Source organism: Isoptericola sp. NPDC056573 (assembly GCF_042793335.1).
Taxonomy (GTDB): domain Bacteria; phylum Actinomycetota; class Actinomycetes; order Actinomycetales; family Cellulomonadaceae; genus Isoptericola.
The window spans coordinates 208,912-230,228 of sequence record NZ_JBHTUY010000007.1 but is presented as its reverse complement, the minus strand read 5'-3'; the positions used below and the strand labels follow the sequence as shown (position 1 = coordinate 230,228).

Below are 21,317 nucleotides of genomic sequence, written 5' to 3'. Positions count from 1 at the left end.
GGGTGCGGGGTCGGGTGCGGGTGGCCGCCCGCTCCGGCGGCGGCCGTCCCCCATTCTCGCGCCCACCGGGAGATGGTCGGAACGGGAATTCTCAGAACGAGTAGCCGAGGTCCGCCTCGTCGGCGGCGATCTCCGCCTCGGCGTCGGGATACCGGCCGGGCTGTCCGTCGGGCGTCGAGGCCGCGTGCCGGGCCCGCCCGGGGCCCCCGCGCAGGTCGGCGGGACGCAGCCCGCTCGCGCGGACGTCGTCCGGGTCCGGCTGCCCCTCGGCCAGCAGCGCCGCGGTGAGCTCGGCCTCGCGGGCGCTGCGCGCCTGCGAGAACTCGCGCCGGAACGTCGCGACGAACGTCTCCGCCCGCCGTCCGGCGTCCTGCGCCGCACGCTCCGCGCGGTCGACCACCGCCTCGGGCGCGTACTGCGCCACGATCTTGCGGCCCCGCTGGACGACGACGACCGTCACCACCACGCCCACGCCGACCCAGAACAGGCGGCGCATCAGCGGCCGGCCTTCGCGTCGTCGCCGCGGCTCGAGCGCGAGGCCCGCGCGAACGCCTGGCGCACCCCGTAGGAGAACGCCGCGACCTTGACCAGGGGGCGGCCGAGCGTCGAGGCGTACAGGCCGGCCAGCGCCGACACGTTCTCGCTGACCTGGGCCGCCGACGTCGTGATCGTGTCCACCTTGACCAGCTGGTCGTTGGTGGAGGCCACCGTGGTGGCCGCCTCGTCGAGGATCGGCACCGAGTGCTCCGTCACCTCGCGGATGGAGCGCGTCGCCTCGTCGAGCACGCGGCCCAGCTTCACGAGCGGGATCGCGAGCAGGCCCACGAGCAGCACGAACGCGACGGCCGCGATGAGCCCGGCCACGTCACCCATCGACATCAGATCTCTCCTCGCACAGGTGTCAGACGGTCGGTCGTCACCCTATCCCGGGTGACTCCCTGCAGACGGCGGACCCAGACGGCGGACGCCCCCCCCCCCGCGACGGCGGGTGACGGGGCGTCCTGGGTGCGGAGTCCTCCGCGGAGATGCTCGGGATCAGCGCGCGTAGAACTCGACCACGAGCTGCACCTCGCAGGTCACGGGGACCTCGGCGCGCTTCGGCTTGCGGGTCAGCGTGGCCGACAGCTTCTCGAGGTTCACCTCGAGGTAGCCCGGGACGGCCGGCAGGACGTCGCGGTGCGCACCGGCGGCGGCGACCTGGAACGGCGTGGTGGTCTGCGACTTGGGCTTGACCTGGATGGTCTGGCCCGGCTTCACACGGAACGACGGACGGTCGACGATCTTGCCGTCCACCAGGATGTGACGGTGCGTCACGGCCTGGCGGGCCTGCAGGATGGTGCGGCCGAAGCCGGCGCGCAGGACGAGCGCGTCGAGGCGCGTCTCGAGGTCCTCGACCATGACCTCACCGGTCAGGCCCGGGTGCTTGCGGGCGTTCTCGTAGACCTTGAGGAGCTGCTTCTCGCGCAGGGCGTACTGGGCGCGCAGACGCTGCTTCTCACGGAGGCGGACCGCGTAGTCCGACTCGGTGCGGCGGCGCGCACGGCCGTGCTCACCCGGGGGGTACGGGCGCTTCTCGAAGTGGCGGACGGCCTTCGGGGTCAGCGCGAGGCCGAGCTTGCGGCTCAGGCGGACCTGGCGGCGCGACTTGGTGACAGCGGTCACTGGTTGCTTCCTGTCCTGTGGTGATGGATGAGGTCACACCCGACGTCCGCCCCGCGAGGGGAGGTCCGGGTGCGGGACCAGCCGATGGAGCTCCTGCACGGGGCGGGTGCTCACGGGGCCGAGGTCCCAGGTGGTCGCCGGAAACGGCAACCGCAGTATCTTACCGCATCCCGCGGGGCGCCCCGGCCTGCCGAGACTCCACCCGCCCTGCCCTCGCAAGGCCTTGTCGCCGGCGCCGACCGGGCGCTTGACTGTGCACCGCCGGCACGGCGCCGGCACGTCGCCCGAAGGAGTCGCCAGGATGCCCTCCCCCGTCACGCTCTCGCCCCGCTCCGCCGAGGTGGTCCGCTCCACCCTCCCCGTGGTCGAGGACTCGATCGACGACATCACCACGATCTTCTACCGGACCCTCCTGGACGAGCACCCCGGCCTGCTCGGTTCGATGTTCTCCCCCGAGCGGATCGCCGACGGCTCGCAGCAGAGGGCGCTCGCGGCCGCGATCACGTCCTGCGCGGCGCTGCTCGTCGCCGACGAGGACGCCGACCCCCGCGACGTGCTCGCGCCCGTCGCCCGCCGGCACCGTGCGGTCGGCGTCGAGCCCGCGCAGTACGAGGTGGTGCACGAGCACCTGTTCGCGGCCATCATCGCCGTGCTGGGCGACGCGGTGACGCCCGAGGTGGCGGCCGCCTGGGACGAGGTCTACCGGACGATGGCGAGCACCCTCGTCGAGCTCGAGGCGGCGTGACGACCGGTCACCGACCGGCGGGGCGCGTCAGGCGTCGTCGAGGATCTGCCGGATCCGTGCCACCCGGTCGGTGACCTGCTTCTCGAAGCCCCGGTCGCTCGGGTCGTAGTAGCGCCGACCGGCGAGCTCGTCGGGGAGGTACTGCTGGGCCGCGATGGCGTGCGGCGCGTCGTGCGCGTACCGGTAGCCCTTGCCGTGGCCGAGGCCCTCGGCGCCCGCGTAGTGCGCGTCGCGCAGGTGCGGCGGCACGACGCCCACCTTGCCCGCGCGGACGTCCGCCAGCGCGGCGTCGATCCCCTGGTACGCCCGGTTCGACTTCGGCGCGGTGGCCAGGTGCACGACCGCCTCCGCGAGGACGATCCGTCCCTCGGGCATCCCGATGAGCTGGACGGCCTGCGCGGCCGCGACGGCGGTCTGCAGGGCGGACGGGTCGGCCATGCCGACGTCCTCCGCCGCGGAGATCACCAGGCGTCGGGCGATGAACCGCGGGTCCTCGCCCGCGGCCACCATGCGCGCCAGGTAGTGCAGGGAGGCGTCCACGTCCGAGCCCCGGATCGACTTGATGAACGCGGAGACGACGTCGTAGTGCTGGTCGCCGTCACGGTCGTACCGCACGGCGGCGACGTCGACGGCCCGCTCGACCGTGTCGAGGTCCACGGCGACCGGGTCCCCGGGGTCACGCCCGGGGGTGGCGTCGGCCAGGGCCGCTCCGGCGGCCGCCTCCAGGATGGTCAGGGCCTTGCGCGCGTCCCCGCCCGCCATGCGCACGAGCTGGTCCTCCGCGTCGTCCGCCAGCTCGACGGCGCCGTCCAGACCGCGCTCGTCCGCGACGGCGCGGCGCACGAGGGCGCGGACGTCGTCGGCGGTGAGCGGCTTGAGCGTGAGCAGCAGGGATCGGCTCAGCAGCGGGGAGTTGACCGAGAACGACGGGTTCTCCGTGGTGGCCGCCACCAGCGTCACCCACCGGTTCTCGACGCTCGGCAGCAGCGCGTCCTGCTGCGTCTTGGAGAAGCGGTGCACCTCGTCGATGAAGAGCACGGTCTCCTCGCCGCCCGTGGCGAGGCGCCGGCGGGCGTCCTCGACGACCTGGCGCACCTCCTTCACACCGGCGGTGACCGCGGAGAGCTCGACGAAGCGCCGGCCGGAGACCGTCGCGACCAGGTACGCGAGGGTCGTCTTCCCCACGCCGGGAGGCCCCCACAGGATCACGGATCCCGGGGCGGCCCGGCGGGCCGACTCGTCGTCCGGCTCCACGAGCCGGCGCAGCGGCGAGCCCGGCACGAGCAGGTGCGCCTGGCCCGCGACCTCGTCGAGGGCGGCCGGGCGCATGCGCACGGCGAGAGGGGCGCTCGGGCCGGTGCGGCCGGTCGCCGGCGTGCCGCGGGTGCCGGTGAGCGCGGCGTCGAACAGGTCCATGCGCCTCAGCCTACGGAGCCCCACCCACGGACCGGGCGCGCGGGGCCACCCTGCGGCTGTGACGTGACCCGCCCTAGGGTGGGCCGCATGGACGCCGACGTCGTGGTCGTCGGGGCCGGGCCCACGGGACTGCTCCTGGCCGGGGACCTGGCCCGCGCGGGCGCGCGGGTCGTGGTGGTCGAGAGGCGCCCGGCCGGACTCAGCAACCTCACCCGCGCGTTCGCCGTGCACGCCCGCAGCCTCGAGGTGCTCGACGCACGCGGGCTGGCCGACGAGCTCCTGGAGACCGGACGCCGGGTGCGCCGGATCCGCGTGTTCGGTCGCGTCGACGTTCGCCTCGACGCGCTGCCGGGCCGGTTCCCGTTCGTGCTCGTGACCCCGCAGTACGAGGTGGAGCGCCTGCTGCGCCGCCGGGCGGAGGACGCCGGCGCGGAGTTCCGGCACGGGCTGCGCGTCACCGACGTCACCCAGGACGACGACGGCGCCACGGTGGTGGCGGTCGAGGAGGGCGGCGGCGCGCCGGAGGCACCCGTGCGACTTCGCGCACCGTGGGTGGTCGGCACCGACGGCGTCCGGTCGACCGTGCGGCGGGCCACGGGCATCGCCTTTCCCGGCGCGACCGTCATCCGCGCCATGGTGCTCGCGGACGTCCGCCTGGCCCGTCCGCCCGAGGACGCGCTCACCGTCGCGTCGGCCGGCGGTGCATTGGGGTTCCTCGCCCCGTTCGGGGACGACTGGTACCGGTTCATCGGCTGGGACGAGGCCCTCGACCACGGCGGAGACGGGCCCGTGGACCTCGACGAGGTGCGCACCCTCGCACGGGCGACGCTCGGCGACGACCACGGGATGGCCGAGCTGCGGTTCGGCACCCGCTTCGCGGCCGACGAGCGCCAGGCGACCCGCTACCGGGCCGGGCGCGTGCTGCTCGCGGGCGATGCCGCGCACGTGCACAGCCCGGCGGGCGGGCTCGGCATGAACACCGGCCTGCAGGACGCCGCGAACCTGTCCTGGCGCCTCGCCGCCGTCGTCCGCGGCGCCGACGACGACCTGGTGGACGGGTACGCGGCCGAGCGCCACCCCGTCGGGACCCAGGTGCTGCGCACCAGCGGCACGATGCTGCGGCTCGCCACGCGTCCGGGGCCCACGGCCGCCGTCCTGCGCGCCATCGGTGCCACCCTGCTGTCGCGGGTCGCGGCAGCCCGCCGACGCGCCGCCGCGTCGGTCTCCGCCCTCGGCGTGCGGTACCCCGCCCCGCCCGGCGCGCACCCGGCCGCCGGGAGCCGCGTGCCGGACCTGCCGCTGGTGCCCGGACCCGCGGGGCCGCGCCTCGCGGAGGCGCTGCGCGCGGGGCGGTTCGTCCTCGTCGGCCCCGAGGCGGGCCCGCCGGAGGACGTGCCCAGGGCGCCCGGAGAGCTCGACGCCGGCGGGCGGGTCCACGTGCGACGCGCCGACGGTCGCGACGCGACCCTGCTGGTGCGGCCGGACGGCTACCTCGCCGACGCGCGGCGGCCGGGTTCACCGGCGTCGGGCACGGCGTGAGCAGCGCACGGCGCCGGCCGTCGGCCAGGTCGGGAGCGAACCCGCGGGGTGCGCCCGGTCAGGGCCGCCAGCTCTCGAACCGCTGCGCGACGACGTAGCCCAGGCGGAGGTAGACGCGGCGCGCCGCGTCGTTGTCCGCGTACATGCCGAGGGTCACCAGGGCGACCTCGTGGAGACCGGCTCGGGTGGCGGCGGCGGTCACCGCGGCCGCGATCCCGCGACCGCGCCACGCGGGGTCGGTCCCGATCGAGCCGAGCACCCACGGCTGGCCGGGGACCCGCCGGGACGCGCCCGCGACGCCCCGCAGCACGCCGGCGTCGTCGCGCCAGCCCCACCAGCGCGACCGTGGCTCGTCCGGCGGCAGCTCGCCGTGGGGGTTCGCGACGGCGAGCGCACGGGCGAGCTCGTCGCGGGCGTGGGGGCCGTCGAGCTCGGCGACCCGCTCCTCGCCGGGCTGGGCGCCGGGCGCCGCGGTGGTGCCGAACCAGTCCCACGCGCCGGCGGGCTGCCGGTCGAAGGGCTCCGGTGCGGCGCCGGCACGGGGAGCCTGGACGGCCAGGGCGGCGTGGGTCCCGCGCGGCAGCGACGCGCGCCGCACGCGTAGCGCGTCGCCCTGCGACCGCAGCTCCGTGCGGGCCCGCAGGAGGAGCCGCGCCGCGCCGTCGGCCGTCCCGACGCCGAGGAGGCTCGTGCCCGCGGCGTCCGCCTCGACCGCGAAGGGCCGCTCGCCGTCCGTGCGCTCGCGCCACCGCAGGCGCACGAGCAGGGCGTCGTCGTCCCACCAGACGTGGCTGGCGTCCCACCCGTGGAAGGCGTGCTCGGCGACGACCACCGGGTGCAGGGCCCAGCGGTCGGGCAGCCTCGCCCCGGCCACGTCGGTGACCGGGGCGAGGCCGTGCCCGTCGAGAGCGAGCGTCACGCCCCCGCGGCCGGGGCAGCCTCGTCCTGCGGGACGGCGTCGACGCCCGCCTCCTTGCGCTGCTCCGGCGTGATCGGGGCCGGGGCCTCGGTGAGCGGGTCGTAACCGCCGCCCGACTTCGGGAACGCGATGACGTCGCGGATCGACGCCGACTTCGTCAGCAGCGCGACGATGCGGTCCCAGCCGAACGCGATGCCGCCGTGCGGCGGGGCGCCGAACTTGAACGCGTCGAGGAGGAAACCGAACTTCTCCTGCGCCTCCTCGGGGCCGATGCCCATGACGTCGAACACGCGCTCCTGCACGTCGCGGCGGTGGATACGGATGGAGCCGCCGCCGATCTCGTTGCCGTTGCAGACGATGTCGTAGGCATAGGCGAGCGCGTTGCCCGGGTCGGACTCGAAGCTGTCGATCCACTCCGGCTTGGGCGACGTGAACGCGTGGTGCACGGCCGTCCAGGCCGAGTGGCCCAGGTCCACGTCGTCGTCCTCGCCCGTGGGCTTGAACAGCGGTGCGTCCACCACCCAGACGAATGCCCAGGCGTCCTCGTCGACCTGGCCGGTGCGGTGCGCGATCTCCAGGCGGGCCGCGCCGAGCAGCGCACGCGCCTCGGCGGTCCTGCCGGCCGCGAAGAACACGGCGTCGCCCGGCTGCGCGCCGGTGGCGGCCGCGAGGCCCTCGCGCTCGGCGTCCGACAGGTTCTTGGCGACCGGGCCGCCCAGCGTGCCGTCCTCGCCGTAGGTGACGTACGCGAGGCCCTTGGCGCCGCGCTGCTTGGCCCAGTCCTGCCAGGCGTCGAACTGCCGGCGCGGCTGCGACGCGCCCCCGGCCATCACGACGGCGCCCACGTACTCGGCCTGGAAGACGCGGAACGGCGTCTCGGCGAAGTAGTCCGTGAGCTCGACGAGGGGGTTGCCGAAGCGCAGGTCGGGCTTGTCCGTGCCGTACAGGCGCATGGCCTCCGCGTAGGTCATGCGGGCGATCGGCGTGGGGATCTCGACGTCGACGAGCTTCCACAGGGCGACGAGGACCTGCTCGGCGAGCGCGATGACGTCGTCCTGGTCGACGAAGCTCAGCTCGACGTCCAGCTGCGTGAACTCCGGCTGGCGGTCGGCGCGGAAGTCCTCGTCGCGGTAGCAGCGGGCGATCTGGTAGTAGCGCTCCAGCCCGCCGACCATGAGCAGCTGCTTGAACAGCTGGGGGCTCTGCGGCAGCGCGTACCAGGAACCGGGCGCCAGGCGCGCGGGCACGAGGAAGTCGCGCGCACCCTCGGGCGTCGAGCGGGTCAGCGTGGGCGTCTCGACCTCGACGAAGTCGTGCTCGTCGAGCACGCGGCGGGCAGCCTGGTTCGCCTTGGCGCGCAGCCGCAGGGCGTGCGCCGGCGCGGGGCGGCGGATGTCGAGGTAGCGGTGCTTGAGGCGCGCCTCCTCGCCGATCACCTCGGTGTCCGCGAGCGCCGTCGAGACCTGGAAGGGCAGCGGCGCGGACTCGTTGAGCACCACGACGTCCTTCGCCACGACCTCGATCTCCCCGGTGGCGAGGTTCGGGTTGGCGTTGCCCTCGGGCCGGCGACCGACCACGCCCGTCACCTGGAGCACGAACTCGGAGCGGAGCGGGTGCGCCACCGCCTCGTCGCGGATGACGACCTGCGCGATGCCGGACGCGTCGCGCAGGTCGATGAAGGCCACTCCCCCGTGATCCCGGCGCCGATCGACCCACCCCGTGAGGGTGACGGTCTGACCGATGTGCTCGGCCCGCAGTGAGCCGGCCGTGTGGGTGCGGAGCACGGAGTGTTCCTTTCGAACGGGGTGGGGACGGCGTCGCCGGTGGCGACGCGCGGACGCGCGAGGCGCCCGTGCGAGTCTAGTCGGTGGCCGAACCCCTTCCGCGAGGAGATTCCCATGGCGCCACGGATCGCCACCACGACCACCGTCGACCGCGACGAGCTGCTGGAGGTGCTGCGGGCGCGCCACCACGGCGTCCTCGTCACCACCCGGCGGGACGGCTCGCCGCAGCTGAGCCCGGTGACGTTCGGCGTGGACGCCGCCGGCCGGGTCGTGGTCTCGACGTACCCGGACCGCGCGAAGGCCGTGAACCTGCGGCGCGACCCGCGGGCGTCGTTCCTGGCCCTCGGCGACGACTTCGACGACGCCTGGGTGCAGGTGGACGGCAGGGCCGAGGTGATCGACGTGCCGGACTCGGTGGAGCCGCTGGTCGAGTACTACCGGGCCGCCGCCGGGACAGAGCACCCGGACTGGGACGAATACCGGGAGGCGATGCTGCGTCAGGGCAAGAGCGTCGTGCGCATCACGGTGGAGCGGTGGGGCCCCGTCGCGACCGGCGGGTTCCCCGCCCGGCTGGTCGAGGGCGCCTGAGAGCCTGGTCACACCCACCGCGCGCCCGCCCGGCGGGCCGTAGCGTCGACCCCATGGCGACGTTGCCCGACCCCGTCTGGCCCGTGCTCGTGCTCGCGTTCGTCTCCGCGGGCGACGCGCTCCTGTGCGTGAAGCCGGTGGCGTTCATCGCGCAGTGCTTCCGGGACGTGAACTTCCCGGAGCGCTGGTGGTGGGTGATGCCGTGGATCAAGGCCGCCGCCGCGGCCGGGCTCGTCGCGGGGATCTGGATCCCCTACCTCGGGCTCGTCACCGCCGTCTGCCTGGTCGTGTACTTCGTGCTCGCCCTGACGTTCCACGTCCGGGCGCGGGACTTCGGCCGCAACTTCTTCGTCAACGCCACGGGCATGTTCCTGCTGTGCCTGTTCGTGCTGTGGTTCTCGTTCCTGCGCTGAGCCCGCCTGTGCCCCGGAAGAGCACCAGCCCTCAGAAGAGCACCTGCTCGACGCCCGTGCCGGCCACCTGGAGCCCGCCGCCGTCGCGCGGCATCCCCGCGAGCGCCCCGGCCGGGTAGTCGCCCTCGTCGTGCGGCTTCAGGTCGTCCGGGAACCGCCCCGTCGCGCCCGAGCGCGAGCGGTGCCCGGACGAGCGGAAGCCGCGCTCGGTGAGGAGGGGCTCCACCCGGTCCCAGAGCCACTGCCGGTAGGCCTCGAGCGCGTAGGTGCCGCGGGCGTAGACGCGCCCGTAGCCGGCGACGGCACGCGGGTGCTCGCGCTCCAGCCACTGCAGGTACCACTCGCGGGTTCCGGGCTTGAGGTGCAGAGGCACCACGGTGACTCCCGTGGCGCCGGCGTCCGCGACGGCGTCCAGCAGGCGGCGCAGGTGGTCGCGGGAGTCGGTCAGCCACGGCAGCACCGGGGCCACCATGACGCCGCAGGGCAGGCCCGCCGCCCGCACCGCGCGGATCAGGTCGAGGCGCGCGCGTGGTGTCGGCGTCCCCGGCTCGACCGACTGCTGCAGCTCCTCGTCGGCGGGCGAGTCGGCGAAGCCGAGGGAGACGCCGAGCCCGACCTCCACGCGCTGCGCCGCGTCGGCGATCAGGGGCAGGTCGCGACGCAGCAGCGTGCCCTTGGTGAGGATCGAGAACGGCGTGCCCGAGTCAGCGAGCGCCCCGACGATGCCGGGCATGAGGCGGTACCGGCCCTCGGCCCGCTGGTACGGGTCGGTGTTGGTGCCCATCGCCACCGGCTCCCGCGTCCACGACGGCCGCGCCAGCTCGGCGCGCAGCACCTCGGCCACGTTCGTCTTCACCACGACCTGGGAGTCGAAGTCACGGCCGGCGTCCAGGTCGAGGTACTCGTGGGTGGGGCGGGCGAAGCAGTATCTGCACGCATGACTGCATCCCCGGTACGGGTTGACGGTCCACCCGAACGGCATCTTCGAAGCGGCGGGCACCTTGGACAGCGCGCTCTTGGCGAGCACCTCGTGGAAGGTCACGTCGGCGAACTCCGGCGTCCGCACCGTGCGCACGAGGCCGAGCCGCCCCAGGGCGGACCGTTCGAGCCCCGGCAGGGCACCGTCGTCCGCGCCGACAGTCTGACCTTCCCATCTCACGCAATCATTCGAACAGATGTTCGATCGATTGTCCAGGCCCGGCCGGCCCCTGTCACCGGCGGAGCCGCGCGAGCGCCCGGCGGCCCCGCTCGCCCCACGGCAGCGGGCGGCCGGCCAGCTCGGCGAGCAGCACGACGACCGTGTCCAGGGCGGCCGCGGTCACCTCGCGCGGCCCGGGTCTGTCGGGGTCGGCCCAGTCGTCCCCCGGCGCCACCGGCAGCAGGTCGTCCAGGTCGCCGTGCACGGTGACGTCCTGGTCGCGCAGCCAGGCGACCCAGGTCTCGCTGAGGTCCGCCACCCACGGATGGTCGTCGGGCCCCAGGGCGACGGGGGTGGACCGCCGCGGGGCGAGCGCGTCGCCGGCGACGATGCCGTCCACGATCGGCGAGAGGGCGCCGCCGCGCCGCACCTCGTCGCCGAGCCGACGGTTGAGCCCGCGCAGCACCTGGGCCTCGGGCGCCCCGACCGAGGCGTTCGACCGCTCGGCGTCCCGCGGCGCCCACCCGGGGTCGACGTCGATCGCGTCCAGGAACCGGAGCCAGAGCGCGTCCCTGGCGCCGCCCGCCGGCGGGGCCGTCACGACGTGGACGCGCGGCGCCGGGAGGCCCGCGGCGCACACGGGCAGCACGTGGGTCGGGTCCAAGGACCTCAGGAACGCGGACCGACCCGCCCTGGCACGGTCGAGGTAGGCGCGCAGCGTCGTCCTCGAGCCGAACTTCAGCGTCTCCTGCCATCCGCTCGCGAGCTCGCGCGCGAGGTCTCGGGCGGTGAGGACCACGTGGACCTCCGCGCCGGTCGCGGCCAGGTCCGCGAGCGCCCGGGCCGCCTGGTCCGGGTCCGCTCTCGCCAGCAGCTCGTGGCTGACGACGACGTCGCCCCGCGCCCGCCGCACCTGGCGCACCAGGCGGTCCCACGCCCCGTCAATGCGCCGCGGGTCGATGCCGTGGCGCGCCCCCGTGACGTCCAGCGCGGCGAAGTAGTGCAGCCGCGGATCCCCCAGCGGACCGCTCGGGTACAGCACCCCGTGCCGTCGCAGGTCACGGCGGTTCGCGTGGAGACGCGACTGCAGGTAGGTGGTGCCGGACTTGGGCGCACCCACGTGCAGGAAGACTCGGCTCGGCATGGGCCCCAGCGTCGCACGACGCCCTGGGCACGCCCTGGACAGGTCCCGGGCGCGCGGCCCGGTCACAGCGCCAGCGAGACCCCCGACCGCGACGTGGCGAACAGCCCGTCCGCCCCCTGGAGCGTGAGCGCCGGGACCGGCGCCGCGGCGAGGTCCGACGGCCGGTAGCGCTTGAGGTCCCCGCGGTAGACGACGGTGCCCGGCACCGCCAGCAGCGTCTGCGGTCGCACCTTCCAGCGCGGGACGCCCAGGTCGCACACCCCGGCGTCGCGTAGCACGTGATAGACGAACTCGGAGCAGAAGAACCGCCGGTCGTCCTCGGACCCCCGGCCGAGCAGCCCGGTCACGAGGCCCGGGGCGTTGTACGCGTACGTGTGGCTGTCGAGGAGGAACTCCGCGACGCGCGCGCCCACGGCGTCCCGCTGGCGGGGTGTCACGGGGACCTCGAGGACGACGCCCGGCAGCCGGTCCATCCCCCGGTACAGGTCGTCGTCGAGCCGCTCGCGCTTGAAGCAGCCGACGAACGGGTTGGACGCGCGGCGGCGCCCGAAGCTGAACATGAGCTCGAGGTCGGCGTCGAGCGCCAGCGCCGCGTGCGTGTACTCGTCCCGCGTCGCGAGGCGGATCGTCCGCGACAGGACGGTGCTGCTGCGGGACAGGACCACGTAGATGCTCACGGCGGTCACCGTACCGTTCCCCGGGCGCCGTCCGGCCAGGTCAGCAGCGAGATCAGGGTGAATCTCAGGGGCGCCTCAGGGTGTTCGGGGGACAACCCCCGCGGGAGGTCCCCCGATCAGTTCCGCCCGGGCGCGGGGTCCACCCCTCAGGCCGGTCGCCGCCGGCCGCTTCCCGACCCGAGGAGTACCCGTGATCACCGTGCAGCGCGGCTTCAGCAGCTTCTCCGTCGACGACCTCGACGCCGTCGAGTCGTTCTACCGGGACGTCGTGGGGCTGCGCGTGACGCGTACGTCCATGGGGCTCGAGCTGGACGTCACCGGCGGCACGGCGGTCTTCGTGTACCCGAAGGGCGAGGCCCACGAGCCGGCGAGCCACACCGTGCTCAACCTCGTCGTGCCCGACGTCGTCGCCGCGGCGGCGGACCTGCACGCCGCCGGCGTCGACCTGGTGCGCTACCCGGGGTTCGCGCAGGACGCCGACGGCGTCGTGCGCAGCGCCGACCCGCGCCAGGGCCCGACCATCGGCTGGTTCCGGGACCCGGCGCGCAACGTCGTCGCGCTCATCGAGGCCTGAGCCTCACCCCGCCGCGCCCGGGACCACGCGCGGGAACAGGTCCTCCGCGGGCGGCTCCCACGACGCGGCGTCGGCGTCCACCTGCTCGCCCGAGCGGATGTCCTTGACCTCGCCGGCCAGCGCGTCCGGCTCCGTGCCGTCCTCGCCGGGCTGCGCCGGGAACCACACGAACGGGATGCCGCGCCGGTCGGCGACCTTGATCTGCTTGCCGAACTTCGCCGCCGTCGGTGCGACGTCCGCCGGGACGCCGCGCGCGCGCAGGGCCGCGGCGACGGCGTCGGACCGGTCGCGGTGCGCCTCGTCCGTGACCGCGACCAGCACGGCCGTGGGCACGCCGCGCGTCGCGCCGACCAGCCCCGCGGACAGGAGCCGGGAGACCAGGCGGGAGACACCGATCGACAGACCGACGCCCGGGTAGGTGTTCTTGCCGTCGGAGGCGAGGGTGTCGTAGCGCCCGCCCGAGCAGATCGAGCCGAGCTGCTCGTGCCCCACCAGCACGGTCTCGTAGACGGACCCGGTGTAGTAGTCGAGGCCGCGTGCGATCTTCAGGTCGGCGACGACGACGCCGGGCGCGCGGCGCGCGGCCGCCTCGATCAGCGCGGCGAGCTCCCCCAGGCCCGTCTCGAGCAGCTCCGTGACCGCGTCGTAGGACGCGGCCAGGGCCCGGACCCGGTCCACCACGGTCGTGTCCGTGCCCGAGATCGCGGCGAGCTCGAGGCATGCCTTGGCCTGCTCGGGCGTGGCGTCCTGCTCCGCCTGCAGCAGCTCCGCGACGGCGTCGGGACCGATCTTGTCGAGCTTGTCGACCTGGCGCAGCACGCCCTCGACGTCGTCGAGGCCCAGCCCGCGGTAGAACCCCTCGGCCACCTTGCGGTTGTTCACGAGGATGCGGACCTCGGGCACCCCGACGTCGCGCAGGGCGCCGAGCGCCGCGGCCATCACCAGCGGGAGCTCGACCTCGTAGTGATAGGGCAGCTCGCCCGCGCCGACGACGTCGATGTCGGCCTGGACGAACTCGCGGAAGCGGCCGTCCTGGGGACGCTCGCCCCGCCACACCTTCTGGATCTGGTAGCGCTTGAACGGGAAGGCGAGCCGGCCGGCGTTCTCGAGCACGTAGCGCGCGAACGGGACGGTGAGGTCGAAGTGCAGGCCGAGCTGCTTTTCCGCGCGGTCGCCCGGGGCGTCGCCCTCCTCCTGCAGCCTGCGCAGCACGTAGACCTCCTTGGAGGTCTCGCCCTTGCGCAGCAGCTGGTCGAGCGGCTCCACCGCCCGCGTCTCGATGCCGGCGAACCCGTGCAGCTCGAACGTGCGCCGCAGCGTGTCGAGGACGTGCTGCTCGACGACGCGGCCGTCGGGGAGCCATTCGGGGAAGCCGGAGAGCGGGGTGGGGCGTGCCATGGGCCTCATCTTCCCAGACGCCGGAGCCGTCGCGGGACCCTGTCCCAGCACGGGCGGGACGGGACCGGCACGGGACCAGCACGGGGTCAGCGAAGGTAGGGGTTGGTCGCCAGCTCCCGGTCGACGGTGGTGGTCGGGCCGTGCCCGGGCACGACGCCGAGACCCGGGTCGAGCCGACCCACGACGTCGCGCAGCGTGCGCGCCATCGTCGCGGCGTCGCCGCCCGGCAGGTCGGTGCGGCCCACCCCGCCCGCGAACAGGACGTCCCCCGCGAGGACCACGCCGGCCTCCTCGGCGACGAGGAGCGTCGAGCCCTCGGTGTGCCCCGGCGCGTGCAGCGTCCGCAGCCGCACCGCGCCCGCGACGAGCGCGCCCTCGCCGCCCGGGCCGACGTCGAGCGGCTCGACCGCGACGGGCGCACGGTAGTCCTCGGGCCGCCGACCCGTGGCCGCGAGCGCCTGCGCGAGGGCGCCGCTCACCCCCGGGTCGCCGCCGTCGCGCACCGCGGCGAGGCCCAGCGTGCCGAACGGGTCGGCCAGCCGGTAGGCGTCGGCCGGGTGGATGCGCAGCGGCACGTCGTACCTCTCGCAGAGCGCCGCCGCGTCCCAGGTGTGGTCCACGTGCCCGTGGGTCGCGACGACGGCGCGCGGGACCAGGCCACGCTCGGCGACCAGGCGCTCGACCTCGGGCGCCACGCCCGCCCCGGCGTCGACGACCACGCAGTCGGCGTCCCGGCCGTCGGCGCCGGCGACCACGACGCAGCAGTTGGTGGCGAAGACGGGGGCGACGACGACGAGGATCTGCACGGCGCCACGCTAGCGGCCGGCGGCGGCGTCAGGGTCACGTCATGGGCCACGGCACGGACCACGGCACGGACCACGGCCACGACCGCCCTGCGGATGTGACCTGCGTCCCGCGCCCTAGACTGTCCCCCGCGCGCGGAACTTCCCGTGCGGCGACGGGGACGAGTCGAGGAGGTCCGCGAGTTGGCGGCCACCAAGCGCGAGCGGGAGTACGCCCGCAAGCGGCAGGAGAAGTGGGAGCAGCGGCAGGCGCAGGCGCGCGCCCGGCGGCAGCGGACGTTCGCGATCGTGGCGATCGTGGCGATCGTGGCGATCCTCGCGCTGGTGGGCGGCGGGTTCGTCGTCGCGAACCTCGGCGGCGTCGCGGGCCCTGCGGCCTCCTCGACGCCGCAGGCCGCCGGAGACTGCCCGCCCGCGGAGTACGGCGCACGCTCCGGCGGCGACCGGCCCGACCCCTCGGCCGCCGAGGGCCGCACGTGGACCGCGACGCTCGACCTGTGCACGGGGGCGGGCGACTCGCAGGTCGTCGTCGATCTCGACGGGGCGGCCGCCCCGCAGGCCGTCGCGAGCTTCGTGTCGCTCGCGAAGCAGGGGTACTTCAACGGCACGGCCTGCCACCGCCTCACCACCTCCGGCATCTACGTGCTGCAGTGCGGCGACCCCACGGGGACCGGGACCGGTGATCCCGGCTACTCGTACGGCCCGATCGAGAACGCCCCGGAGGACGACGTCTACCCCGCCGGGACCATCGCGATGGCCCGCCGTGGTGGCGACGGCGAGTCGATCGGCTCGCAGTTCTTCGTCGTGTACCAGGATTCGACCATCCCGTCCGACACCGCGGGCGGGTACACGGTGCTCGGCACCGTCACGTCCGGCCTGGACGCCGTCCAGGCAGTCGCTGACGCGGGCGTCGAGGGAGGGGCCGGCGACGGCTCCCCCACGAGCCCCGTCATCATCGAAGGAGTGGAGACCCAGTGAGCGAGAGCACCCCCGGCTCGACCGGCCCCGAGGAGACCCCGGCCGGCACCGAGGAGACGGCCGAGACTCCATCGCAGACGACCCCGGACGAGGCGACCCCGCCCGCCCCCGCGGCGAACCCGCAGCCCGCCGCGGGCGAGACCGCAGAGACGGCTCCGCCGGCCGAACTAACGGAGACGACCCCCGAGGCCGGACCCACGGAGACGACCCCCGAGGCCGGACCCACGGAGACGACCCCCGAGGCCGGACCCACGGAGACGACCCCGGAGCCCGAGACCGCGCCCGCGCCGGCGGCCGAGCCGCAGAGCCCGGCCGCCGGGACGGCCGACACCGCCGAGACGGTTGCCGGGCCCGAGTCCGTCGACGCGGCTCCGGCCGAGCCGACCCCGGCGCCTGCTCCGGCCCCCGCGCCTGCTCCTGCCCCGGCCCCGGCCCCGGCGAAGCCGTCCGGCGTGCCGAAGCCGCCCCGCCCGGGCGCGCCCAAGCCGTCGGCGCTGCGCCGCCCCGCCGCGCCCACGCCGGCGGACGTGCCGCCCGCCGAGCCCACCACCCCCGTGGCCCCTGTCGTGCCGCCGGCCCTCGACGCCGCCGCGGCGGCCGCCGCAGAGGCGTTCGGTCGCGTGGACGAGGACGGCACGGTGTTCGTGCGGGAGGCCGCCGGCGAGCGCCAGGTGGGCCAGTTCCCGGGCGTGGACGCCTCGGAGGCGATGAGCCTCTACGTGCGCCGCTACCTCGACCTCGACGCCAAGGTCGCGCTGTTCGAGACCCGTCTCGACAGCGCGGACCTGTCCGTCCGCGAGATCGACCAGACCCTCGCGAAGCTCGCGGAGGAGACCGGCGAGCCGGCCGCCGTCGGCGACCTGGACGCCCTGCGGACCCGCGTCGAGGGCCTCAGGGCACGAGCGGCGGAGCGTCGTGCCGCCCTCGAGCAGGAGCGCGCGGCCGCCAAGGCCGAGGCCGTCGCCGCCCGGACCACCATCGTCGAGGCCGCGGAGAAGATCGCCGCCACCGACCCCAGCAAGATGCAGTGGCGCCCGGCCGGCGAGGAGCTGCGTGCCCTCCTGGACCGGTGGAAGGAGTCGCAGCGCACCGGGCCGCGCATCGACCGCCCCTCCGAGGAGGCGCTCTGGAAGCGGTTCAGCCACGCACGCACCGCGTTCGACCGCGAGCGGCGCCACTTCTTCGCCGATCTCGAGCAGCGCAACTCCGCCGCCAAGTCGGCCAAGGAGAAGCTGGTCGCCGAGGCGGAGTCCCTCCAGACCAGCACCGACTGGGGGGCCACCGCTGCCGCCTACCGCGACCTCATGACGCAGTGGAAGGCCGCGGGGCGCGCCAGCCGCAAGGACGACGACGCGCTCTGGTCCCGGTTCCGGGCGGCGCAGGACGCGTTCTTCGGCGCCCGGGACGCCGAGAACGCGGCGATCGACGCCGAGTACGGGCAGAACCTCGAGGTCAAGGAGGCGCTCCTCGCCGAGGCCGAGGCTCTTCTGCCCGTCAAGGACCTCGCGGCCGCGAAGGAGAAGCTGCGCGACCTCCAGGACCGCTGGGAGGAGGCCGGCAAGGTGCCGCGCGCCGACATCCAGCGTGTCGAGGGGCGCATGCGCGCCGTCGAGACCGCGGTCCGGGGCGCCGAGCAGGCCCGCTGGGACCGCACCAACCCCGAGACCCGCGCGCGGGCCGAGGGCGCCGCGGCACAGCTGGAGGCGGCCATCGAGGGCCTCGAGCGTGACCTCGCCGAGGCGCGCGAGTCGGGTGACGCGCGGCGCGTCGAGGAGGCCGAGACGGCGCTCGCCGCGCGGCGCGCCTGGCTCGAGCAGGTGGTCCGCGCCGCGGAGGACACCCGCGGCTGACCGTGCGGGCCGCCGACGGGGTCGTCGCACGTCCGCGACGATCCACAGGCGCTGACCCGAAGGGGCTCACGACCGGATAGTTTCCGCGTCGTGAGCCCCTTCGTCTTCCTCGCCGTACCCCCCGCGCCACCCGCTCCTCCCCCTGGCGCACGCCACGGGCCCTCCTCCCCGCCGCCACGCCTCGGCGACCTGCTCGCGCCCCCGCGACGGTCGCGCGGGCTCCTCGTGCGACCGGCGGACGTCGGCGGCCGGGCGGCGTGGGACGTCCTCGTGCGCGACGGCGCCCTCGAGACGGTGCGGGACGACGCGGCGGTCGTCGCCGGCACGCCCGTGACTCCCCTGCTGCGGGCCGCGCTGCTGGCCGGGTCGCTGCCGGCGGGAGCCGTGGCCGCCGGGCGCACGGCGGCGTGGGTGCATGTCGGCCGGGCGGCGGGCCCGCGTGCCACCGAACATCTCGACGTCGCCTACGCGGCCGGCGGGCACCGGCCAGAGCTCTGGGGTGCCGGCCTCGTGTGGCAGGCACCGCTGCTGCGCGGCGACGTCGTCGAGCTGGCCGGGGCCCGCGTGACCGCGCCACTGCGGACCGTCGTCGACGTGGCCGTGCACGTCCCGGTCGAGGACGACGCGGCACGGCTCGCCCGGACCGTCGCGGACGCCTGCGGCCTCGCCCTCGCGGACGCGGCCGCGCTGCTGGAGCGCCGGGCCCGCGTCGTCGGGCGGCCGCGTGCCCGCCGCGTGCTGGCCCGGGCCGGCGCCCTCCGTGCGGCGCCCGCCGCCCTGCCCTAGGTTGAGCCGCATGGCCTCCGCCGCACCCGCCGTCGAGCTCGACGCCGCTGGCCGCGCCGTGCGCGTCTCCAGCCCCGACCGCGTCGTCTTCCCCGAGCTGCCCGACCGCCCGGGCCTCACGAAGCGGGAGATCGTCGAGTACTTCCTGTCGGTGGGTGACGGGATCCTCGGCGCGCTCCTGCACCGGCCCACGACGCTCGAGCGCTGGCCGAAGGGCTGGTGGCCGGAGGCGGTGATGGCGACGCGGGCCGACAACCGCGGCGACGCGTTCTACCAGAAGCGCCTCCCGAAGGGTGCGCCCGACTGGGTCGAGACCGCGACCATCGCCTTCCCCAGCGGGCGCACCGCCGACGAGGTCGCGCCGACCGAGCTCGCCGTCGTCGCCTGGGCCGCGAACCTCGGCACCCTGACCTTCCACCCGTGGCCGGTGCGCCGCGACGACGTCGAGGCGGTCGACCAGCTGCGCATCGACCTCGACCCGCAGCCCGGCACCTCCTTCGACGACGCCGCGGCCGTCGCGCCGCACCTGCGCGAGCTGCTCACGGAGCTCGGGCTCGCCGGCTACCCGAAGACGTCGGGCGGGCGCGGCCTGCACGTCTTCGTGCCGCTCGCGCCGCGATGGTCGTTCCAGCAGGCCCGCCGCGCCACGATCGCGATCGGCCGCGAGCTGGAGCGACGCCTGCCCGACCAGGTCACCACGAAGTGGTGGAAGGAGGAGCGGGGCGAGAAGATCTTCGTCGACTACAACCAGATGGCGCGCGACCGCACCATCGCGTCCGCGTACTCCGTCCGGGCGAACAAGCGCGCCACCGTCTCCACCCCGCTGGAGTGGGACGAGGTCGGCGAGGTGCACCCCGACGACTTCGACGTCACGACCGCGCCCGCCCGGTTCGCCGAGCGCGGCGACCTGTTCGCCGCGTTGCGCGCCGACCGCGACCCGGCACTCGACTGCTCCCTCGACGCGGCGCTGGAGCTCGCGCGGCGCGACGAGGAGGAGCACGGTCTCGGCGACCTGCCCTACCCGCCGGAGTACCCGAAGATGCCGGGCGAGCCGAAGCGCGTGCAGCCCAGCCGGGACACCGACCGCAAGCGCAGCTGACCGGCCCCTCCTCCGTCAGGGACGGGTGTAGCGCAGGAAGACCGACCCGTCGCGGAGCGGGACGCACTCGGCGCGGTCGAGATCGACCTGCATGCCGTCGGGCAGGTGGCGCAGGCCGCCGCCCGCGACGTGCGGCACCACGCGCACGGTCAGCTCGTCGACCACCCCGGCCAGGAGCGCCCCCGCGGCGGTCGTCGGGCCGGAGACCTCCACGACGCCGTCGGTCCCGGCCGCGATCTCGGCCAGCCGCCCGGGGGTGAGCCGTGGCTCGAGCGTGGTGCGCGGCGCGTCGAGGGTTTCCCGGGCGGCGACGAGGGAGTCCGAGCAGACGATCTTGTCGATCCCCGTCCAGATCTCGGCGAACTCGTCCGCGGCGTCGCTCTGCCCGCGCTCCCACGTGTCCCACACGCGCATCGTCTCGAACATGCGCCTCCCCACGACGAAGGTCCGCACATCCCGGACCTGGTCGTTGATGAAGGCGTGCACGGCGTCGTCCGGCGCGCCCCAGTCGAAGTCGCCCGACGCGTCGGCCACGTAGCCGTCGAGCGAACAGCTCATCAGTCCGTACCTGAGGGTTCCCATGCCCCCCAGACCTCCCAGGAGTCCTCGACTCATCGGTGGTCCGCCGCACGTCCGGGCTCAGGCGGTGCCCGGCGCCCCGGGCAGGAGGCCGGCCAGGTCGTAGCCGACCGGCTCCTCGAGCTGGGCGTACGTGCACGACGCCGGCTCACGGTCGGGCCGCCAGCGCTTGAACTGCGCGGTGTGCCGGAAGCGCGAGCCCTCCATGTGGTCGTACCCCACCTCCAGCACCCGCTCGACGCGCAGCGGCGTGAACGACAGGTCCTTGCCCGCGCTCCAGCGCGACTGCGCACCCGGGCGCCGCTCCCCGGCGCTGCCGTCGGCGACCGCCGGGTCCTGCCAGTCGGCCCACGGGTGCGCGGCGGCGTCCTCGGTACCCGGTTCCACGACGAGGGGCGCGAGCTCCGCGTGCAGGGTCGCCCGCCGCGCGGCCGGGAACGACGCCGAGACGCCCACGAACTGCAGGCTGCCGGGATCGTCGGCCTCCGCGTACAGGCCGAGCAGCAGCGAGCCGATGAGCGGCTTCTCGGGCGTCGAGGTCTTGTGCAGCCGGTAGCCGGCCAGCACGACGTCGGCCGTCCGCGCGTGCTTGATCTTCAGCAGCACGCGCTTGTTCGGCTGGTACGCGTCGTCGAGACGCTTGGCGACGACGCCGTCGAGGCCCGCGCCCTCGAACGCCTGGAACCAGTCGCGCGCGACGGCGGCGTCCTGCGTGCGGGGCGTGGCGTGCACCTGCGGCCCGTCGAGGCCGAGGCCGTCGAGCGCCGCGAGCCGGTCCCGCAGGGGCCGCCCGGACAGGTCGTCCTCGCCGAGGGCCAGGACGTCGAAGACGACGAGACTGGCCGGGGTCTCGGACGCGAGGAGCCGCACCCGGGAGTCGGCGGGGTGGATCCGCTGCCCGAGCGCGTCGAAGTCGAGGTGCGCCGCCCGAGCCGCGCCGTCCCCGGGGCGGGCGACCACGATCTCGCCGTCGACGACGCAGCGCTCCGGCAGCGCGTCGAGCGCCGCGTCCACCACGTCCGGGAAGTAGCGCTGCATCGGCCGCCCGTTGCGCGAGTCGATCCGCACGTCGTCGCCGTCGCGGAACACCAGGGCGCGGAACCCGTCCCACTTCGGCTCGTACACCCACACCGCCTCGCCGTCGGGCTGGTCCGGCACGTCCGGCACCGACTTCGCGAGCATGGGCAGCACCGGCGGTTCGAGCGGCAGCGTCATGCTGGCGAAC

22 protein-coding genes are annotated in these 21,317 nt (G+C 75.2%); 9 read left to right on the top strand and 13 right to left on the bottom strand.

All coding sequences use genetic code 11. From position 1 onward, the window contains the following. Positions 1–91: 91 nt before the first annotated feature. The 3 genes from ACFQ8E_RS14390 to rpsD all read right to left on the bottom strand — a co-directional run bounded on the left by ACFQ8E_RS14390 (position 92) and on the right by rpsD (position 1,662). Positions 92–496 (bottom strand): hypothetical protein, encoded by a 405-nt coding sequence (locus ACFQ8E_RS14390; protein ID WP_430551237.1) that lies wholly within the window; start codon positions 494–496, stop codon positions 92–94. After that, positions 496–879 carry a DUF948 domain-containing protein gene (locus tag ACFQ8E_RS14385; protein ID WP_430545449.1) on the bottom strand — a complete coding sequence of 128 codons (384 nt, stop codon included), beginning with the start codon at positions 877–879 and terminating at the stop codon, positions 496–498. Before ACFQ8E_RS14385 ends, ACFQ8E_RS14390 begins: the two co-directional genes overlap by 1 nt. A gap of 156 nt (positions 880–1,035) precedes the next feature. Further along, entirely contained in the window at positions 1,036–1,662 is a 627-nt protein-coding gene (gene rpsD / locus ACFQ8E_RS14380) for a 30S ribosomal protein S4 (RefSeq protein WP_430551236.1), read from the bottom strand. A 301-nt stretch (positions 1,663–1,963) separates the two neighbouring features. Between rpsD and ACFQ8E_RS14375 the strand changes: the two genes are divergently transcribed. After that, complete coding sequence (locus ACFQ8E_RS14375) at positions 1,964–2,407, top strand: globin domain-containing protein (RefSeq protein WP_430551235.1); 444 nt, start codon at positions 1,964–1,966, stop codon at positions 2,405–2,407. Positions 2,408–2,434: 27 nt separating this feature from the next. Here the strand turns inward: ACFQ8E_RS14375 and ACFQ8E_RS14370 are convergent, their stop codons facing one another. Further along, positions 2,435–3,823, bottom strand: a complete 1,389-nt coding sequence (locus ACFQ8E_RS14370; protein ID WP_430551234.1) for a replication-associated recombination protein A — start codon at positions 3,821–3,823, stop codon at positions 2,435–2,437. A gap of 63 nt (positions 3,824–3,886) precedes the next feature. Between ACFQ8E_RS14370 and ACFQ8E_RS14365 the strand changes: the two genes are divergently transcribed. Further along, positions 3,887–5,362 (top strand): FAD-dependent oxidoreductase, encoded by a 1,476-nt coding sequence (locus ACFQ8E_RS14365; RefSeq protein WP_430551233.1) that lies wholly within the window; start codon positions 3,887–3,889, stop codon positions 5,360–5,362. A gap of 58 nt (positions 5,363–5,420) precedes the next feature. Here ACFQ8E_RS14365 and ACFQ8E_RS14360 read toward each other — a convergent pair whose 3' ends face one another. Then, the gene (locus tag ACFQ8E_RS14360) at positions 5,421–6,281 is read right to left on the bottom strand and encodes a GNAT family N-acetyltransferase (protein WP_430551232.1); all 861 of its coding nucleotides are present in this window, start codon (positions 6,279–6,281) and stop codon (positions 5,421–5,423) included. After that, the gene (aspS, locus tag ACFQ8E_RS14355) at positions 6,278–8,065 is read right to left on the bottom strand and encodes an aspartate--tRNA ligase (RefSeq protein WP_430551231.1); all 1,788 of its coding nucleotides are present in this window, start codon (positions 8,063–8,065) and stop codon (positions 6,278–6,280) included. Before aspS ends, ACFQ8E_RS14360 begins: the two co-directional genes overlap by 4 nt. 114 nt (positions 8,066–8,179) lie before the next feature. Between aspS and ACFQ8E_RS14350 the strand changes: the two genes are divergently transcribed. Together ACFQ8E_RS14350 and ACFQ8E_RS14345 are read left to right on the top strand one after the other, a co-directional pair. Further along, entirely contained in the window at positions 8,180–8,653 is a 474-nt protein-coding gene (locus ACFQ8E_RS14350; RefSeq protein WP_430551230.1) for a PPOX class F420-dependent oxidoreductase, read from the top strand. Positions 8,654–8,706: 53 nt separating this feature from the next. Beyond that, positions 8,707–9,066, top strand: coding sequence for a DoxX family protein (locus tag ACFQ8E_RS14345; protein WP_430551229.1), 360 nt, complete (start codon positions 8,707–8,709; stop codon positions 9,064–9,066). 31 nt (positions 9,067–9,097) lie between these two features. Here the strand turns inward: ACFQ8E_RS14345 and ACFQ8E_RS14340 are convergent, their stop codons facing one another. The 3 genes from ACFQ8E_RS14340 to ACFQ8E_RS14330 all read right to left on the bottom strand — a co-directional run bounded on the left by ACFQ8E_RS14340 (position 9,098) and on the right by ACFQ8E_RS14330 (position 12,025). Further along, positions 9,098–10,225 carry an Rv2578c family radical SAM protein gene (locus ACFQ8E_RS14340; RefSeq protein ID WP_430551228.1) on the bottom strand — a complete coding sequence of 376 codons (1,128 nt, stop codon included), beginning with the start codon at positions 10,223–10,225 and terminating at the stop codon, positions 9,098–9,100. Between the two features lie 52 nt (positions 10,226–10,277). Further along, the gene (locus ACFQ8E_RS14335) at positions 10,278–11,348 is read right to left on the bottom strand and encodes a hypothetical protein (protein WP_430551227.1); all 1,071 of its coding nucleotides are present in this window, start codon (positions 11,346–11,348) and stop codon (positions 10,278–10,280) included. Between the two features lie 62 nt (positions 11,349–11,410). Continuing rightward, entirely contained in the window at positions 11,411–12,025 is a 615-nt protein-coding gene (locus ACFQ8E_RS14330; protein WP_430551226.1) for a hypothetical protein, read from the bottom strand. 190 nt (positions 12,026–12,215) lie between these two features. Here ACFQ8E_RS14330 and ACFQ8E_RS14325 point away from each other — a divergent pair, with 190 nt between their 5' ends. Then, the gene (locus ACFQ8E_RS14325) at positions 12,216–12,599 is read left to right on the top strand and encodes a VOC family protein (protein WP_430551225.1); all 384 of its coding nucleotides are present in this window, start codon (positions 12,216–12,218) and stop codon (positions 12,597–12,599) included. Positions 12,600–12,602: 3 nt separating this feature from the next. Here ACFQ8E_RS14325 and hisS read toward each other — a convergent pair whose 3' ends face one another. Beyond that, complete coding sequence (hisS, locus tag ACFQ8E_RS14320) at positions 12,603–13,997, bottom strand: histidine--tRNA ligase (protein WP_430551224.1); 1,395 nt, start codon at positions 13,995–13,997, stop codon at positions 12,603–12,605. A gap of 86 nt (positions 13,998–14,083) precedes the next feature. Beyond that, positions 14,084–14,803, bottom strand: a complete 720-nt coding sequence (locus ACFQ8E_RS14315; RefSeq protein WP_430551223.1) for an MBL fold metallo-hydrolase — start codon at positions 14,801–14,803, stop codon at positions 14,084–14,086. Between the two features lie 180 nt (positions 14,804–14,983). On the opposite strand from ACFQ8E_RS14315, the gene ACFQ8E_RS14310 reads away from it, so the two are divergent. The 4 genes from ACFQ8E_RS14310 to ligD all read left to right on the top strand — a co-directional run bounded on the left by ACFQ8E_RS14310 (position 14,984) and on the right by ligD (position 19,513). Beyond that, the gene (locus tag ACFQ8E_RS14310; RefSeq protein WP_430551222.1) at positions 14,984–15,778 is read left to right on the top strand and encodes a peptidylprolyl isomerase; all 795 of its coding nucleotides are present in this window, start codon (positions 14,984–14,986) and stop codon (positions 15,776–15,778) included. Beyond that, positions 15,775–17,628 carry a DUF349 domain-containing protein gene (locus ACFQ8E_RS14305; RefSeq protein ID WP_430551221.1) on the top strand — a complete coding sequence of 618 codons (1,854 nt, stop codon included), beginning with the start codon at positions 15,775–15,777 and terminating at the stop codon, positions 17,626–17,628. The genes ACFQ8E_RS14310 and ACFQ8E_RS14305 overlap by 4 nt, the downstream gene beginning before the upstream one ends. A 90-nt stretch (positions 17,629–17,718) precedes the next feature. Beyond that, positions 17,719–18,414 carry a hypothetical protein gene (locus tag ACFQ8E_RS14300; RefSeq protein ID WP_430551220.1) on the top strand — a complete coding sequence of 232 codons (696 nt, stop codon included), beginning with the start codon at positions 17,719–17,721 and terminating at the stop codon, positions 18,412–18,414. A gap of 10 nt (positions 18,415–18,424) precedes the next feature. Then, positions 18,425–19,513 carry a non-homologous end-joining DNA ligase gene (ligD, locus tag ACFQ8E_RS14295; protein WP_430551219.1) on the top strand — a complete coding sequence of 363 codons (1,089 nt, stop codon included), beginning with the start codon at positions 18,425–18,427 and terminating at the stop codon, positions 19,511–19,513. A 15-nt stretch (positions 19,514–19,528) separates the two neighbouring features. Here ligD and ACFQ8E_RS14290 read toward each other — a convergent pair whose 3' ends face one another. Both ACFQ8E_RS14290 and ACFQ8E_RS14285 read right to left on the bottom strand, forming a co-directional pair. After that, a complete protein-coding gene (locus tag ACFQ8E_RS14290; RefSeq protein WP_430551218.1) occupies positions 19,529–20,071 on the bottom strand; it encodes a dihydrofolate reductase family protein in 543 nt (180 codons plus the stop codon). Positions 20,072–20,152: 81 nt separating this feature from the next. Beyond that, positions 20,153–21,307 carry an ATP-dependent DNA ligase gene (locus ACFQ8E_RS14285; protein ID WP_430551217.1) on the bottom strand — a complete coding sequence of 385 codons (1,155 nt, stop codon included), beginning with the start codon at positions 21,305–21,307 and terminating at the stop codon, positions 20,153–20,155. Between the last annotated feature and the right edge of the window lie 10 nt (positions 21,308–21,317).